Raw genomic sequence first — 15,632 nt, 5'->3', positions numbered from 1 at the left:
TCTATAGTTAAATATAATAAAAAAAGATCTAAACGAATCTGTTCTTCAGTCCTAATATATCAAGTTTTTCAACCATTTTTTCATAAAGTCCTAAAAATAGGACTTCTTCCACCAAATTTTCTATGCTACGATTTAAAAGTAAAATGGCTGTTAAGCTCCTTGCCACACCTCTTAGATGCAGCCCTCATCTAAATTTTGAAACAGAAGGAGTAACTTGAATGAATGGGTATGGAAAAACAGTGAGAGATATTCGCACTTCGAAAGGAATACATCAAAAAGATTTATACGATAATATCATTTCCAAATCCTTCGCTATCGAATTTGAAAAAGGAAAGCATGATATCACTCTAAGCTTATTTGAAAAAATATTAAAACGAATGAATATGGATTTAGATGAATTTTTCTATATCCATCGAGAGCTTTCTGAATCGGCAGAAAAGAATTATTTGTGCATGAATCAAGAACGAGGAAACATCTATGACCTTGCGAGTTTAGAGCTACTTTATAGTCAATTGTCTCAATATAACGGAGAATTAGCAGAAGTATGGAAAGCGTTTGTTCGCTCAAGAATAAAAATGGTTGAACATCTATTTAAATATAATGAATTCACCGTTGACCTCATTACACCAGAAGATAAATGTACCATCCAAAAATATTTATTTTCGATTGATACGTGGACATTAGAAGAACTCAAGATTTGCGCTAACTCCATCTATTTTTTTGAAGAAGATTTACAAATTCAATTTTTAAATCAAGTCATAAAAGCAATTCATCCTTATAAAAACTACGACCGGGCTAGACGTGTTTTATGTACGCTTTTAATTAATACGATTGAAATGTTTATTTCGCGTGGTCAAGTATCCTCTGCCAGCAAACTCATCATCCTGTTAGACTCTTTATGTATTTATAATGAAAGCGCCTTTTACCGAAATATTTCCCATTTTTTAAAAGGATTAGTAAAAATGCAGAACAATCACATCCAAGAAGGTTACAAGCAAGCAAAAAAAGCCATTCAAATTATGAATGACCTCCGTTTTGAAGAAATTGCTTATTTATATGAAATTTTATTAGATCAGTTTATCAGGTTAAAAGGTATAGATATTCTTAAGAGCTAGCTTTCTAACAGCCACGATTCATTCATACTTTTGTCTTTCCCAAAGTGCTTTCCGTGAACATCAATGACTGAGTGCCATTCTTTACACAGTTTATGTGGAACATTTTCGGTTATCGGCATAAATTCTTCGCGCATTTGTTCGTAGGTTTTAAATTCGCCAAAGCCTAACCTAGTAAATAGTCGTCTAGCGTATAAATCAGCAATAAAAACATTACGTTCAAAAATATACAGCAACATTGCATCGGCCGTTTCTTCCCCTACACCTTTAATACCTAGTAGTTCTTTGCGCAAATCTTCTGTTGCATAAGATCTAAATTTATCCAAACTAGCCCCGTGACCAACAAACCAATCGATAAGTGCTTTAATATAAAGGCTTTTTTGTTTATAAAAACCCGCTGGATAGATTAACTCTTCTAGTTGCGCCATATCCATTTTGGTTAAACTATCTAAATCTAAATAAGGTGCGAGATTGGCTAAAGCTTGATTGGCATTTTTCTCGGTTGTACGCTGGATTAATATCATCGAAAGCCAGTCAGCAAGACGATTGTCATCTTCCCACCAATCTTGATAACCATAAAGCTCAACTAAATTATTTAAAACCTGCACTTTTTGCTTATTTATATTCAACCGCATTCACCTCTCACCAAAACTAGCCTATTAATCCTTTCACTGTAGCATAATATTTTGCTAATATCTATTATCGTTAACCCCTCAAAATGAACAAAAAAGAGAAAACATTCACATGTTTTCTCTTTAAATAATCTAGTTCTATTTAATAACGTACTTTCCTCATCATCCGATAACCCGGAATCCGTCCTTATTACCTATCATATCGGGCATTAATTCAAATAATTTCTTACTATTATCCGGTTTATTTCGAACAATCACTTGCATAAAATAATCATGCACCATTAATGTGTAACCATGTTCTTTTGATGTGATTGCGTATCCTTCTACATCATTTTCAGAAATAAATAGCCAACTCCACTGATACTTTTCACGGACAGCTTCTCCATACAGCGACCCTAAAATATAACCAAGTTCCTCCGCCAAATCGAAGTCTGGCGAGTTATCTTTTAAATATTTGGCTATTTTTTCAATTCGCTCTTCTGGAGTTCCGTCCGTTTCGAGCATCACTTCGCCTTCTTCTTTTAAACGGATAATTTCTGCTTCTTCCGCTTTTGTTAGTTCTCGCGCAATAATCGCCATTAGAAACACCCTTTCCTAACCCATTATACCTTAAAAGTTCAATCTTTCGCATCCGTTATGGTCGTCATGTATAATGAAAGTAGTACAGCAATTTTTTATATTTAGGGGGCTATTTTTTTCATGGAACAAAATAAAGAAAAACTCACAAAACCGACATCAGAAAAAAACTATTTTTGGCCGATAATGATTATTTCATTTGTTGCGGTTGTAGTAATTTTACTACTCTTCTTCTCACCGATTGGGTATCAAGGAGCAGTACATTTCGACATTACTATCTTCCCACGCATGAACGCCATCTTTAATAGTTTTACCTTTGTATTTTTAGTTATTGCACTTTGGGCGATTATAAAAAAGAAAAACATTAAGATGCACCGTGGCTTTATTTTAGCAGCATTTACATCCACTTTATTCTTCTTAGTAACTTACTTAACGTTCCATTATCTCTCAGCAGAAACTTCTACGTTTGGCGGAACCGGGATTATCCGACCAATCTACTTTTTCATTTTAATTACACATAGTTTCTTAGCTGCAATCGTCGTTCCATTAGCGCTATTTGCACTTGTTTGGGGTTGGACGATGCAAATTGAGAAACACAAAAAAATCGTTCGCTGGACTATGCCGATATGGCTATATGTCAGCTTAACTGGCGTACTAGTTTACTTATTTATGGCACCTTATTATTAAAAAAAGCATCAAATGAGCTCTTTTAATGAGCTCATTTGATGCTTATTTTTTTACTGAAAAACTTTTTGTAATGACATTTTCCTCCACAACAACTCCGTGAAGTTCCCCGCCAAAAACAGCGCCGCCATCAATATCAAGTCGAGTTCTATCTTCAGAAACCCATATTCTAGCACTTCCATCATTATGTAAATTTTGCACGGGAGTATGCCCAAAGATAAAGACTTTCCCGGTTTTATTTTTCCCAAATAAAAATGGTTCCCGAATCCAGAAAAAATCACGTTCCTCCGTATCTTGCCAATTTGGTTTAGAAAAATCTACTCCCGCATGGACAAATACATATTTACCTTCTTCATAATAAAGTGGCAAATGTCGAATGAAATCAATGAGTTCAGAAGCTTCTTCTTTTACGCGTTTAGCTAATCCTTCTGGCGTCATTTTTTTGTCTGAAGAGTCAGCGATTAAAGATTGGATTGTTTCCATCCCACCTTGGCTTAAATAATAATGCATTTTTTCAGAAGGGTTATCTAGAAAATCAAGCAACATTTGCTCATGATTACCTTTTAAAACTATCACTTCTGTCTTATCAGCTAGCTCTTTCACGCGTCTAAGTACTGCTGCCGGATTTTCCCCGCGGTCAATTAAGTCCCCTACAAATAAAAGCCGCTCTTGCTCTTTATTCCAGTTTTCTAGTAGCTCATCTAAAAGTGTAATTTCACCATGTACATCTCCAATAGCAAAAATAGGCTTCATCGTTATACCTCCAAACCCTCGTAAAAGAAACGCCCTTTCGCTAACATAACATTAGCAAAAGGACGTCTTTTCCTTATTTGGTATTACCTTCTACTTTTTTAATTTTTTTCTCTACTTCAGTAATTTCGTGACGTAATGCACTTAATCTTACTTCAGCAGCGTTAATTGGTCCATTTTGAAGTTGTGGATCTTCAAATTCTCGTGTTTCACTTAAAGCTTCTTGATATTGTTGCCGCAATGCAATTAATTGATCTTCTAACTCTCTTAAATTCTCATGGGCCATCTGCGCCACCTCCAAATTATTCATACCATATAACGTTACTTTTCCCTTATTAAAAGAAAATTAATCCTATTTTAAACATTTTTTTATAACACTTCATATTGCTGTATTAGTGCCTAAAAGTATGCTATTTTAAAAGTAGGTATTTTCGCTATTATACTTAAAATAAATTAAAAAGGAGTTTTCATTATGATGACTATTTCACAAGTAAAACAGACAGCGAAAGAGTCGCTACGTGGCAACTGGGGTATTGCCATTGGGATATTTGTTCTTGCATGGTTAATTGAAACTGTTGGCGGAGGGGTACTTGGTTGGATTCCTGTTGTTGGCTGGATTGCCCTGTTTCTATTGACAGGACCACTTTATACGGGGGTCGCTTGGGTATACTTAGCAATTAGCCGCCGTGAACAACCTGATGTTGCCTATATGTTTAGTGGCTTTAAAGAATTTGGTCGTACGTTTTTAGCTTACTTACTTATTTCCATTTTCACATTCTTATGGAGCTTATTACTCATCGTACCTGGAATTATTAAAGCTTATTCCTATTCGCAAACATTCTTTATTTTACGAGATAATCCTAACATCTCGGCACTTGATGCTATTACAGAAAGTCGCCATATGATGAACGGACATAAAGGCAGACTATTTGGTCTTTCCCTTACATTCCTTCTTTGGTATTTAATTCCTTTAGCTGTAGCAATTGCAGGTTCTGTCATCATTGCTGGTGGTATGGCTACTACTTCTTATACAACTGATCCTGCTGAATTAGTTACCGCACTTGCTGCCGGAGCTACATTTGGTGGTCTCGTATTAATACTTGCCTCTTGGTTAATTACTCTTGGTATTTCACTTTATGTTTATCCGTATTTAATAACTTCTATCGCTGTATTCTATGATGATTTATATGCAGCAAGCGAAGGCACTTATACTGAAGAAACAGTTATTGTGGAAGAAGAAATTGATCCATTTGGTACAAGAGAATCTGATCCTTTTGTAGAAGACACTCATCCAGAGGGATTTGGACCTGAAACAAAGGTAGAACCCGAAACACCAGAAGTTCCAGAAGCTCCTGAAACGAAGGAAGCACCAGAAACTCCTGAGACTCCAGAAGCTCCTGAGGCTCCAAAAGACAATAATGAACCAAAATAAAATAACAGCTGGCGGACTGGAATTTCTAGTCCGCTTTGCTTTGCCAAATGATCGTTCAGCAATAAATAAATTAATGGTAAATACTGCGCGCTGGTTAAAAGAATCGGGTTCGACCCAGTGGAGCGATATTTTACATGGATTTGATGTTCATAATATTGAACAACGGATTGAGCTTAGCGAGGTTGCACTTTTTGAGGCGACTGATGGAAAACTAGCTGGAGTAATGATTATCAGAAAAACGCCGAGTGAATGGGATACGGATTTATGGGGTGATAGGCATGAACAATCAGCTTATTACTTACACCGAATAATGGTATCAAGAGATTTTAGTGGCATTTCTTTAAGTAAACAAATGATTAGTTTCGCTGAACAATTGGCACTTAACATGTCTGTTCCGTTTGTTCGGTTAGATTGCATCAAAACAAACAAAGCCCTTAATCAAATGTATCTGCGTTATGGCTTTATGTTTTCTGGTGAGAAGAATGGGTTTAATTTATATCAAAAAGAGCTGTCACTTTTGTGACAGCTCTTTTATCGATACGCTTGAATTGTAAGTTCAGCAAACATGGATTTAATTGTCTTCCTAGCTATTTCGGTTTTATCTTGCGCGAGTAGCTCATATATTTGGTTGCTTTTTTTATTGGTCCATTCTCTAATTTCAACTGATTTAAAAATATTAATACCATCCGAAAAATGAACCATTTGAAAGAAAATATCTTTTGCAATCTTCACTTGGTATGGGTTTTCAGCGAAACTAATTAAACAAAGAATAAAACGATGATGAGCATCAAAATAGCTTTTGACATCTGTTAAATAAGAAAATCGTTCCATTTCTTGTAAACGTTCATATAGTTTTTCTATTTCTACCTTCAAACCGAAGTGTTCTACTTTTGCTATTGCTGCATCAACTAAAATATCAATAGTGTCCATTAATTGCACATAGCGATCTGAATCAATAAGTACATCATTTAAAACGGCCCCACTATTTTCGTGATAGCTAACAATACCTTGAGCTGTGAGAGTAGCAATTGCTTTTCGAAGTGGGGAGCGACTAACTCCGAATTCAGTAGCAAGTTTTTCTTCAGCGAGATGTTCATTACAAACTAAATCGCCTTTTTTAATCTTTTCGAGAAGTAAGTTATAAACCATTTTATCTAATGTTTTATATTTATTCACTATTAATTCCGCCCCCTGTTCGCTAGTAATTATATCATAGAAAAATTGTTAGTGAATAAGCTTGCTTCGTTTTGCTTTTTCGGATAGTTTTGGTACTATTTTGTCGAGCGGTTTTTTGAGTAACAAGCCTAATGCAATAAACAAGATGGCAAATCCAGCAAGAACGCTCATGTCAATCCAAACAGTTGGCATATAAAGCCCGCCTACACTTTCCCTGATTAAACTAACAGCATAAGTGAACGGCAAGAACGGATAAATCGCTTGGAAAAATGGCGGTGAAACTTGAATTGGGAAGTTTCCGCCTGCTCCTGAAATTTGTAGTACTAACAAGATAATCGCAATCCCTTTTCCGACGTTATTAAATAAAGATACGAGTGTGTAGACAATCGTCATGAAGACTACACTGATAAACATGCTAAAGAGCACATGAAGTAAAGGTTCGGCGATGGAAACACCAAGCAAGAATATGTTTCCAAGCGTAACAATAAGAGCTTGCATTAACCCGATTGATAAGAACGTTAATAATCGGCCAAAATAACGATGGTAATGACTGAAAATACCCGCTGGCACCTCTACATCAACGCGTAGTAATGAAATAAGTAAGAGCGCCCCAACCCATAAACAAAGTGCTGTATAAAATGGCGAGCTTGCCGAGCCGTAGTTTGGAATCGGATAGTAACTTGTTTCTTTTAAGTTAACTGGGTTCGCAATAAAGGAACTATCTTTATCGGCATCATTTCTAAGCATTTTAATAATACTTTGCAAATCATAATTTTTATCAAAATCGGTAATTTTATTGGCGGCATTATTAATTGCTTTTTCAAATTCTGGCAGTTCTTCTCTGGAAAGATTTGCTGCAATTTTAATGGCTTTTTCGAACTCTGGCATTTTTTCTTGAATCAGATTGGATGCTTGATTTATTTCTTTTTCGAGTCCTGGTAAATCATCGCGAATGAAGTTGGCTGCTTTTTTGATGTTAGCTTTTACGTTTGGATAATCGTTTTGATAAAAATTAGCTGCTTCGTTAATACCCGCGATAATTGTATCTAGTTTCGTATTAATAACTTTAGTTGCTTCATCCAATGTTTTCTGAATTTCTGGCAGTCGCTCTTGAAATTCTTTTAAATACGTTTGCCCAGTTTGCAGTGTTTCTCTGGAATCTTTCAATACTTGAGTAATTTCTGGGATTTTTGCTTGCAAGTTTTGTAGTAATTTTTGGCTGTCTTTTAAGTCACCTTGAATTTGATTTAAGCCAGTTTTGATTGCTGGAACAATCTCCGAATCATAGTTTGCTAAAATTTGGTCTAATTTTGCGCTAACATTTTTGGCTTGTTCATTCAATTGATTTAAAAGTTCCTCAGCCGGTTGTTCGCCATTTTCTAGTGCTGTGCGTATTTTTGTGATTGTTTCTTTTTGTGCGCCTAGTTGGCTATTAATCGTTTTTAAGTTTGCGATTAAATCTGTAAATGGCTTATTCGGTAAAGTTTCATTTAAGCTTTCCAAAGTCGCAGTTTGTTTTGTAATCATTTGTTGTAAGGAATCAATGTCGTTTTCCATTTTCTTCAGTTCTGAAATCGCTTGTTCGGAGTTGATAGAACCATTTTTGATTGCTTCTGTTACTTGATAAATATTATCTGCCATTTGCTTCATTAGCGTTAAGTTTTGTTTAATGGCAGGCGCTAATGTATCAAATGACTTATTAATTTCGTCTGCAAAATCGGATACTTTATCGACATATCCACTACCATTTTCAGCAATTTTTTCAACAGTCGGAATCGCCGCTGTCGCAGTATCAATCACATCAAGCGCCTTGCCTGATTCATTTACTGCGTCATTGACTGTTTTTTTGATCGTTCCGAAGTTTTCATCTACTTCTTTTACTGACTCTGCAATTTGTTTAATTTCTGGGATTTTCTTTTGGAGCACAAGAATATCTTGACCAAGTTGATCGATTTTCGGTAGCTGTTCTTCTACTAATAAAACGTTTTTTGTCGCTTTATTTAGTTCAGGTATTTTTTCATTTAGCTCAACAATTTGGTTCGCTTTTGTTTTTAGTTCAGGTAATTTGGCTTCAATTTTAACAGCCTCTGCGCCCATTTTTTTAAGTTCTGGTAAAGCATCTTGTACTTGGAATACTTTGGTCTTTAAACGTCTAATTGTCGGAAGCTCGTTTTCAAGGTCAATCCCTGCTTTATTAAACTCTTCTAAAACAGCCTTACTCACCGTCCCTACAAACTCGGAACTAATTTGGTTAACAATCGTTGTTGCTCCACTTTCTGTCATTTTTGGTGCGATAGCATTGATTTTTTCATTAACCGAGTAGTTAATTGTTGGTTTTTTGACGTTATCACTTACAACCGAAACCATATCCTCTGAGAAATTTTTCGGAATATGAATTGAAGCATAATATTTTCCGCTTTTTACACCTTTTTTCGCTTCTTCTTCACTAACAAAAGTCCAACCAAGTTTTTTATTTTTCTCCAGTGTTTTCTTAAGCTGATTCCCAACGTTCACTTGTTGAGGATTTTTTCCTGGTACGTCTACTTCTGCGCCTTCATCATCAATCGAAACAGCTACTTTGATTCCTGATGTATTGGAATACGGGTCCCAAAGAGCTTCAATATTAAACCATGCATATAACGACGGCAAAATAATTAAGGCAATAACTAATAATAAAGCTAAAGGCGCTTTAAAGAGACGGCGCCAGTCTAAAATAAATATTTCGTATACTTTCCGCATCAAAAGCACCTCCTGTATATAAGCAAATCATTTTAGAAATACTATCTAAATGTACGGATAATATACAAATTCACTAATTTTTGCATTACCTCTTTTGCTAAGTCATATTTCTTTTCTACCATGTAAAAAGTAAGTTGTTCTAACGTATCCATCGTTTCTTCTTCCAAAAGCACTGGTATTATTTTAATATCTTTTTGTGCTTTATTAAAGAAATCACGTTTCATTTTCCGTACAATATCTTCTGCATAACTATTAGCTAGTTGTGCGACAAATTGTAAAAGCCATTTGCTCAACAAAGTTAAGTAAGCATCCACGTTCTCTTCTTTTTGAATAATCCTCATTTCTTTTAGCAATTCATTGCCTTGTTCCGGTTTGTAAGTCAAATTTTTACTTCTACATTTTTCAATGGTTTGCGCGACGAGTATTTCTGCCATTTCGAGTAGTTCGATAAAACGACCAGCGCTCATGCTACTTTCAATCACAATTGCCCCCCGGTTCAGCTCATATTCGATTAATTCTTCGGATACTAAAACCGCAATTGCTTTTCTGACAGGAGTTCTACTGATAGATAATTCTTTTGCAATACCCGCTTCTGAAATATGTTGCCCAACATGAAGCTTCCCACTGAGAATTTTTTCTTTGATTGTATAATATGCTAATTTTTCGTATGTTTGTTTTTCCATGCTCATCCCTCGTTTTCTATATATTAAAAGTATTTTCTACGCCAAAAAATCACTGTTACCCCCGTTGTGATTAATAACGTAAATAAAAGAATTAATGCAAACGCGTGATCATTATGCATAAATGGCAACTTAATATTCATCCCGTAAACGCTCGCCACAATAGTTGGTAAAGATAAAATAATCGTAAAAGATGTTAAAAATTTCATCACGATATTCAAATTATTAGAAATAACAGAAGAAAACACGTCTGACATGCCACTAATAATTTGCGTATATGTATCAGTCATCGCAATGGCTTGTTTATTTTCAATAATAACATCCCTAAGTAAATCATGGTTATCTTCTTGTTGCATAAAATGTTCCACATCTTCCATTTTATCGAGTATTGCTTTATTCGATTGAAGTGCTGTTGCAAAAAAAACTAAACTTTTCTGAACTGCCATAAACGCATACAGTTGTTCATTTTTCATCGACTGTTTAATCTGTAATTCTAAATTATTTGTTTGTTTGATGATTTGATTTAAGTATTTGAGGTAATAATAAGATACAGCGTACAATAATTTTAACAAAAATTGTTTATGGTTCGTTGTATCGTAAGTTTCTAGTTTCATGGTACGAACATCTTCTAAGATAAGTAAGTCGCGCAAAGAAATCGTGACTAGATAGTTCCTCGTTAATATGATACCTATAGGCAATGTTTCATACATCGTGTAGCCAAGTTCATCCTCTGATTCATATGGATAGTCGACAATAACTAAGGAGTGTCTTACATCTTGTTCTGCTCGTTTTAATTCTATTCTTGAGCGTTCCTCTGAATCAAGGGCATCTAAGATATAAGGTCTTGGCACATCCATTTCTTTACTTAATTGCTCAATTTCTTCTTCTGTTGGAGCGGTTACCTTTACCCAGCAACCATCTTCTAACTCGGATAATTGCTCCATTTTTTCGTTCGTTGTTTTAAAATATTCAATCATTTGTGTATCTCCTTTCTTCTAAGTTCTTTACAAAATATTTCATTTATGTTACATTATTATTAATAATAATTCATTTATGACAAAGGAGCGATGAAAATGGAATTTATGTCAATGATACTTACTGGAGTTGTTTTAGCAGCAATTATCTCAGGACTATCTTTTATAGTTGGTAAACTAGGTGGCTTATCTTGGTTTTGGATTGCTTTTTGTGCAAACAGCGGTTTCTTTATCATTTTTATCCTTGTACAAAACTCATTTCCAGATAATGCAGCTTTAGCTCTTTCATATTTAAATCTTGGAATCGGCGTAGTTTTAATCGCTTTAACACTTTTCCAATCAAGCAACTGGCTTTTCAAGAAAACAATCCAACGAAAACATTAAAATAAATAATCTAATCTACCTTTCCCTTATTATCGCATCAAAAAACTGTTTAAGCTCATTTTTCGCTTAAACAGTTCTTTTTTTATTTAAAGTGTATCATAATTCCATTTGAATCGGTAACTGAAATTGCTTCGTCTAATTGTTTTACTTCATAACCTTGTTGCTTTAAATTCGTTGTTATCGCTTCTTTGTCTGGGGTGGTAATTGTAAACCAAGCTAGGCCAACTTCATTCTCACGACGATTTTCCAAATTACGCCCAGCCCACATATTTGAGCCAATATGATGATGATAATCACCTGCTGCAAAAAATCTTGCTGATGGAATGGCTGTTGTTAAATTCATGCCAAGCGCTTCTTTATAAAATTGCTCTGCCTTGTCTGCATCAGCTACCTGTAAATGCACATGCCCAATAATTGTCCCACTTGGCATTCCAGTGAAAGGTTTTCCAGTTGCGATTTTTAATAAGTCATCCACATCTACTTGCTCTGTTACCATGGGTAAATTCCCAGCACTATCACGCATCCAACTATTTTTTGGCCGATCAGCGTAAATTTCAATACCGTTTCCTTCAATATCATGTAAGTAAAGCGCCTCACTATATGCATGGTCCCCCGCTCCGTCAATCGGATAACCTGACTGAGCTAAATGCACGAGTACATCTGCTAAACTTTCTCGACTTGGTAATAAAAATGCAGTATGGAATAATCCAATCCTCGGTACTTCTGGAACAACGGCACCCTCTATTTTTTTTAGAACTAGTAATGCCTCATTCGAACCATTTACTCCTAATCTCACCATTCGATCATTTTCTTCTAATAAAGTTAGACCAATTACTTCTTGATAAAAACCTGCCATCTCTTTTAAATGACCTACATTTAAGACAACTTCGCCTAATCGTAATTTTTCATTAATTTTCACCATGTAAAAACGCTCCTTTTATTGTAATACATTCATTACAACACAAGGAGCGTCCAAATACCAACAAAACGACTTACAAAAAGTAAGTTAATTATTTTTTAAGTAATTCACTATGTTTTCTACCATATGCAAAGTACACAATTAATCCGATTACAAACCAAATCCCGCAAAGAATCCAAGTGTGAACAGATAAGCGGCTTATGAGAAAGGCGCATAGTAAAAATGAGATTATTGGTAGCACAGGATAAAATGGCACTTTGAAGCCTGCTTGTTGAATGGAATTATTTTTGCGCAAGAAAATAATTCCGATAGACACCATCATAAATGCTAAGAGAGTTCCAATATTGACTAATTCAGCCAATCTATCAAGTGGTACAAGTCCACTAATAATTGCCACAATGACTGCAAAAATCCAGGTGTTTTTGACTGGGGTTTGATATTTTTGATTAATTTCTGCTAGTACTTTTGGTAATAAACCATCACGTCCCATTGCAAAAATCAATCTTGTAGCACCGTAGCTCATTACTAAAATAACTGTAATCATACCAACTACAGCTCCGAGTGATACAATACCAGCCACCCAATCTTGATTAATCACTTGCAAAGCATAAGCCACTGGATCAGTAACATTTAAAGCAGTATATGGTACCATTCCAGTTAGAACAGCTGAAACAGCTACATATAAAATAGTACAAATAAGTAGCGATCCTATTATCCCAATTGGCATAGTTCGTTGCGGGTTTTTCACTTCTTCTGCGGCGGAGGAAACAGCATCAAAGCCTAAATAAGCAAAGAATACAAGTGCAGCTCCGTTCATTACACCACTAATCCCAAACGGCATAAATGGTTGCCAATTATCTGGTTTCACATAAAATACGCCAACTACTAAGAAAAGTAAAATAACACCTACTTTGATGGCTACCATAATTGTATTCACACGTGTTGACTCTTTTATTCCAAGTGTTAATAAGAAAGCTATCACTAGAACGATAATAATTGCCGGCAAATTAATAAATGTACCTACTTCTGGATTAAAAGACCCAGATACTGCTTCAGGGATGGAAATATGAAAACCTGAAAGTAACGCATTTAAATAAGAAGACCAGCCACTTGCGACAGATGCCACAGCAAGCCCGTATTCTAAAATAAGTGCCCAGCCAAGCAACCAGCCGATTAACTCGCCAAAGACAATATAGCCGTATGTATAAGCGCTCCCTGCAACCGGAACACTAGATGCAAACTCTGAATAACACATCGCAGCAATCGCACAAACAATCGCAGCAATGACAAAAGAAAATATAATCGCCGGTCCAGCATTTTTTGCAGCTACAGTACCAGGTAAAATAAAAATCCCGGTTCCAACAATTGCTCCAACACCTAGTAAAGTTAAATCTAGTGGTCCTAACGTTTGCTTTAAATGGATGCTTCCACTTTTATTATGCATTAAATCTTCTATCGGTTTTCTTCTAAACAATGAATTCATTTTGTCGCCTACCTTTTTACGATCTTCTAAAATAGTATACTTTTACGCTTTAAAGGTCAATAGAATTGTGAAAAAAAATACAAAAACTAATTATAACTTCCTAAACTAGAACCTATTACCCATATATATCTGAATCATCTTTCATGATTTGCACTGTAAGCATGATTAGGCTAAAATTAGAGAGAATGGATTTGTGCGTATTCGGCACAAAGCATGCTAGAAAGAGGAATTCAATTGATTTTATTTTATTTTTTATTAATTATTAGTAAGTTCACTTTTGCCTATTTCCAGATTTTTAAAGACCCCAATTTCTTGGCGCTCGGAATGGACCTGCTGTTTATCGTATTACTTCTTGGCTTAATTCATTTATTTGCTCCGGTTCGTTCTCACGTTTATTGGTATGCTGGAATGTCTTTATTTATCGGCATTCTTATGCTTGTTTGTGTACTTTATGCCCGCTTTTATAATGAAGTGCCTACGTATCATAGTTTCTCGCTTATCGGCGAAGTTGGTGTTGTAAAAACAAGCGCTTCTAGTTTACTCAGTGGAACTGATTGGCTTTACATCATGGATATTATATTACTGCCATTTATCCTCTACTTCAACATAAAAAAAGGCCATGAATTTCCATCATTCCGCCTAACTAAACGTATTTATGGTGTATCTTTTTTAAGTACTTTGCTAATGCTTAGTGGATTTACTTATTTCATGATGCAACAAAATATTATTAGCGATTCGAAACGAGCAAAGCGGATGGGGATTTTTACATTTAATATTAGTACTGCTCTTGCTGGAACTGATCACGTGAAAGCTGCAGATATTACAGCAAAAAATGTTCGTGATATTAAAGGCGTGAACCTAAAAGAAAAACCTGATTACTTCGGAGCCGCCAAAGGGAAAAACTTAATTATCGTGCAATTAGAATCATTTCAGCGTAACTTAACTAATATTAAAATTGATGGACAATCGATCACTCCTACGCTAGATAGTTTACAAAACGAAACAATGTATTCCAATAAATTTTTCCAAACAGTTTCTAAATCAAATACAGCTGATGCAGAATGGTCTGTTTATACATCGACTTTCCCAAGCGGTTACTACACAAATACCCAAACTTACGGCGACCGTGTCATTCCATCTATGCCTCGACTACTTGGTAAAAATGATTATACAACATCCACTTTCCATACAAATGACGCTAGTTTTTATAATCGAGATGAATTTTATCCTGCAGTTGGTTTTGATAAATTTTATGATCGTAAATTCTTTGGTGATGAAGATGTAATTGGCTTCTCTCCAAGCGATGAAGTATTATATAACAAAGCGTTCCCCATCCTAGAACAGCAATATAAAAACAATCAAAAATTTTATGCGCAATTAATTAGTGTAAGTAGTCATATGCCATTTAACATTCCAGAAGAAAAACAAGAAATCAACTTACCAAGTGACTTAAAAGATACAGAACTTGGCAATTATTTTGAAGCAGTTCATTATGCGGATAAACAGCTTGGTGATTTTATTCAAAAATTAAAAGACAGCGGCATTTGGGAGGATTCTGTAGTTGTTTTCTACGGTGACCATCATATTATCAAAACAGATCAACTCCCTGAAGAGCAAAAAAAATATGTTAATCGTTCTACGGAGCTTAAGGCAGATCCAGCAGATGATTATCGTATTCCATTCTTCTTACATTATCCAGGAATGAAAAATCCTGGCGAAATCAAAAATGTTGGCGGCGAAATTGATATTATGCCAACTGTGATGAATTTATTAGGTATTAATACAGGCAATCAAATAATGTTTGGTACGGATATTCTTAATTCAACAAACAATTATGTTCCCGAACGATACACTATGCCTGAAGGAAGCTACTTTACTGATTCTTACATGTATCAGCCCGACGAGAGTTTCGAAACAGGGGCAGCAACAAATTATAATGGAACAAATAAAGAACTTTCAGAAGAAGTGAAGAAAAGATTCGATACAAGTCGCAAACTCTTACAGTATTCTGATAGTTACGTAAACAACTTACCGTTACGTGATGAGGACAAATAAAAAAGTAAGTATCCATGATATTGGATACTTACTTTT

The 15,632-nt window shown here is 35.2% G+C and carries 16 protein-coding genes; 6 read left to right on the top strand and 10 right to left on the bottom strand.

Annotation, left to right across the window (positions count from 1 at the left end):
- Positions 1-218 precede the first annotated feature (218 nt).
- Positions 219-1,115: an Rgg/GadR/MutR family transcriptional regulator gene (locus HCB38_RS02270; protein WP_185318145.1), complete on the top strand. Its 897-nt coding sequence runs from the start codon at positions 219-221 to the stop codon at positions 1,113-1,115.
- On the opposite strand, the gene HCB38_RS02265 is transcribed toward HCB38_RS02270, so the two are convergent.
- Together HCB38_RS02265 and HCB38_RS02260 are read right to left on the bottom strand one after the other, a co-directional pair.
- Positions 1,112-1,741 carry an endonuclease III domain-containing protein gene (locus HCB38_RS02265; RefSeq protein ID WP_185318996.1) on the bottom strand — a complete coding sequence of 210 codons (630 nt, stop codon included), beginning with the start codon at positions 1,739-1,741 and terminating at the stop codon, positions 1,112-1,114. The genes HCB38_RS02270 and HCB38_RS02265 overlap by 4 nt on opposite strands.
- Before the next feature lie 165 nt (positions 1,742-1,906).
- The gene (locus tag HCB38_RS02260) at positions 1,907-2,323 is read right to left on the bottom strand and encodes a hypothetical protein (RefSeq protein ID WP_185318144.1); all 417 of its coding nucleotides are present in this window, start codon (positions 2,321-2,323) and stop codon (positions 1,907-1,909) included.
- A gap of 120 nt (positions 2,324-2,443) precedes the next feature.
- Between HCB38_RS02260 and HCB38_RS02255 the strand changes: the two genes are divergently transcribed.
- On the top strand, positions 2,444-3,007 hold the full coding sequence (locus HCB38_RS02255) for a DUF420 domain-containing protein (protein ID WP_003724396.1): 564 nt from the start codon (positions 2,444-2,446) through the stop codon (positions 3,005-3,007).
- 42 nt (positions 3,008-3,049) lie between these two features.
- On the opposite strand, the gene HCB38_RS02250 is transcribed toward HCB38_RS02255, so the two are convergent.
- Together HCB38_RS02250 and HCB38_RS02245 are read right to left on the bottom strand one after the other, a co-directional pair.
- Complete coding sequence (locus tag HCB38_RS02250; protein ID WP_185318143.1) at positions 3,050-3,757, bottom strand: metallophosphoesterase family protein; 708 nt, start codon at positions 3,755-3,757, stop codon at positions 3,050-3,052.
- Between the two features lie 73 nt (positions 3,758-3,830).
- On the bottom strand, positions 3,831-4,040 hold the full coding sequence (locus tag HCB38_RS02245; RefSeq protein ID WP_185318142.1) for an Lmo0654 family protein: 210 nt from the start codon (positions 4,038-4,040) through the stop codon (positions 3,831-3,833).
- Between the two features lie 189 nt (positions 4,041-4,229).
- Here HCB38_RS02245 and HCB38_RS02240 point away from each other — a divergent pair, with 189 nt between their 5' ends.
- Both HCB38_RS02240 and HCB38_RS02235 read left to right on the top strand, forming a co-directional pair.
- Positions 4,230-5,186: a DUF975 family protein gene (locus HCB38_RS02240; protein WP_185637995.1), complete on the top strand. Its 957-nt coding sequence runs from the start codon at positions 4,230-4,232 to the stop codon at positions 5,184-5,186.
- Entirely contained in the window at positions 5,173-5,709 is a 537-nt protein-coding gene (locus tag HCB38_RS02235; RefSeq protein ID WP_185318141.1) for a GNAT family N-acetyltransferase, read from the top strand. Before HCB38_RS02240 ends, HCB38_RS02235 begins: the two co-directional genes overlap by 14 nt.
- 8 nt (positions 5,710-5,717) lie before the next feature.
- Here the strand turns inward: HCB38_RS02235 and HCB38_RS02230 are convergent, their stop codons facing one another.
- Genes HCB38_RS02230 through HCB38_RS02215 form a run of 4 tightly spaced genes read right to left on the bottom strand, consistent with a single transcriptional unit; the run spans position 5,718 to position 10,758 of the window.
- On the bottom strand, positions 5,718-6,365 hold the full coding sequence (locus HCB38_RS02230; protein WP_185637998.1) for a GntR family transcriptional regulator: 648 nt from the start codon (positions 6,363-6,365) through the stop codon (positions 5,718-5,720).
- A gap of 45 nt (positions 6,366-6,410) precedes the next feature.
- Positions 6,411-9,101, bottom strand: a complete 2,691-nt coding sequence (locus HCB38_RS02225) for a YhgE/Pip domain-containing protein (RefSeq protein WP_185637432.1) — start codon at positions 9,099-9,101, stop codon at positions 6,411-6,413.
- Positions 9,102-9,142: 41 nt separating this feature from the next.
- Positions 9,143-9,784, bottom strand: coding sequence for a GntR family transcriptional regulator (locus HCB38_RS02220; RefSeq protein ID WP_185618594.1), 642 nt, complete (start codon positions 9,782-9,784; stop codon positions 9,143-9,145).
- Between the two features lie 23 nt (positions 9,785-9,807).
- A complete protein-coding gene (locus HCB38_RS02215; RefSeq protein ID WP_185318138.1) occupies positions 9,808-10,758 on the bottom strand; it encodes a magnesium transporter CorA family protein in 951 nt (316 codons plus the stop codon).
- 96 nt (positions 10,759-10,854) lie between these two features.
- On the opposite strand from HCB38_RS02215, the gene HCB38_RS02210 reads away from it, so the two are divergent.
- Positions 10,855-11,139 carry a hypothetical protein gene (locus HCB38_RS02210; protein WP_185618596.1) on the top strand — a complete coding sequence of 95 codons (285 nt, stop codon included), beginning with the start codon at positions 10,855-10,857 and terminating at the stop codon, positions 11,137-11,139.
- 82 nt (positions 11,140-11,221) lie between these two features.
- Here HCB38_RS02210 and HCB38_RS02205 read toward each other — a convergent pair whose 3' ends face one another.
- The gene (locus HCB38_RS02205) at positions 11,222-12,061 is read right to left on the bottom strand and encodes a VOC family protein (protein WP_185637430.1); all 840 of its coding nucleotides are present in this window, start codon (positions 12,059-12,061) and stop codon (positions 11,222-11,224) included.
- A gap of 88 nt (positions 12,062-12,149) precedes the next feature.
- On the bottom strand, positions 12,150-13,541 hold the full coding sequence (gene bcaP / locus HCB38_RS02200; protein ID WP_185637428.1) for a branched-chain amino acid transporter BcaP: 1,392 nt from the start codon (positions 13,539-13,541) through the stop codon (positions 12,150-12,152).
- A 234-nt stretch (positions 13,542-13,775) separates the two neighbouring features.
- Here bcaP and HCB38_RS02195 point away from each other — a divergent pair, with 234 nt between their 5' ends.
- Entirely contained in the window at positions 13,776-15,596 is a 1,821-nt protein-coding gene (locus tag HCB38_RS02195) for an LTA synthase family protein (RefSeq protein WP_185618599.1), read from the top strand.
- Positions 15,597-15,632 lie beyond the last annotated feature (36 nt).

This window comes from Listeria farberi, from assembly GCF_014229295.1.
In the GTDB taxonomy this organism is placed as follows: domain Bacteria; phylum Bacillota; class Bacilli; order Lactobacillales; family Listeriaceae; genus Listeria; species Listeria farberi.
The sequence above is the reverse complement of the archived record's forward strand: the minus strand, read 5'-3'. Positions and strand labels throughout refer to the sequence as shown.

Coding starts and splice junctions, on each gene's coding strand:
- HCB38_RS02270 (WP_185318145.1), top strand. CDS start 219: ATGAATGGGTATGGAAAAACAGTGAGAGATATTCGCACTTCGAAAGGA.
- HCB38_RS02260 (WP_185318144.1), bottom strand. CDS start 2,323: ATGGCGATTATTGCGCGAGAACTAACAAAAGCGGAAGAAGCAGAAATT.
- HCB38_RS02255 (WP_003724396.1), top strand. CDS start 2,444: ATGGAACAAAATAAAGAAAAACTCACAAAACCGACATCAGAAAAAAAC.
- HCB38_RS02250 (WP_185318143.1), bottom strand. CDS start 3,757: ATGAAGCCTATTTTTGCTATTGGAGATGTACATGGTGAAATTACACTT.
- HCB38_RS02245 (WP_185318142.1), bottom strand. CDS start 4,040: ATGGCCCATGAGAATTTAAGAGAGTTAGAAGATCAATTAATTGCATTG.
- HCB38_RS02240 (WP_185637995.1), top strand. CDS start 4,230: ATGACTATTTCACAAGTAAAACAGACAGCGAAAGAGTCGCTACGTGGC.
- HCB38_RS02235 (WP_185318141.1), top strand. CDS start 5,173: ATGAACCAAAATAAAATAACAGCTGGCGGACTGGAATTTCTAGTCCGC.
- HCB38_RS02225 (WP_185637432.1), bottom strand. CDS start 9,101: ATGCGGAAAGTATACGAAATATTTATTTTAGACTGGCGCCGTCTCTTT.
- HCB38_RS02220 (WP_185618594.1), bottom strand. CDS start 9,784: ATGGAAAAACAAACATACGAAAAATTAGCATATTATACAATCAAAGAA.
- HCB38_RS02215 (WP_185318138.1), bottom strand. CDS start 10,758: ATGATTGAATATTTTAAAACAACGAACGAAAAAATGGAGCAATTATCC.
- HCB38_RS02210 (WP_185618596.1), top strand. CDS start 10,855: ATGGAATTTATGTCAATGATACTTACTGGAGTTGTTTTAGCAGCAATT.
- HCB38_RS02205 (WP_185637430.1), bottom strand. CDS start 12,061: ATGGTGAAAATTAATGAAAAATTACGATTAGGCGAAGTTGTCTTAAAT.
- bcaP (WP_185637428.1), bottom strand. CDS start 13,541: ATGAATTCATTGTTTAGAAGAAAACCGATAGAAGATTTAATGCATAAT.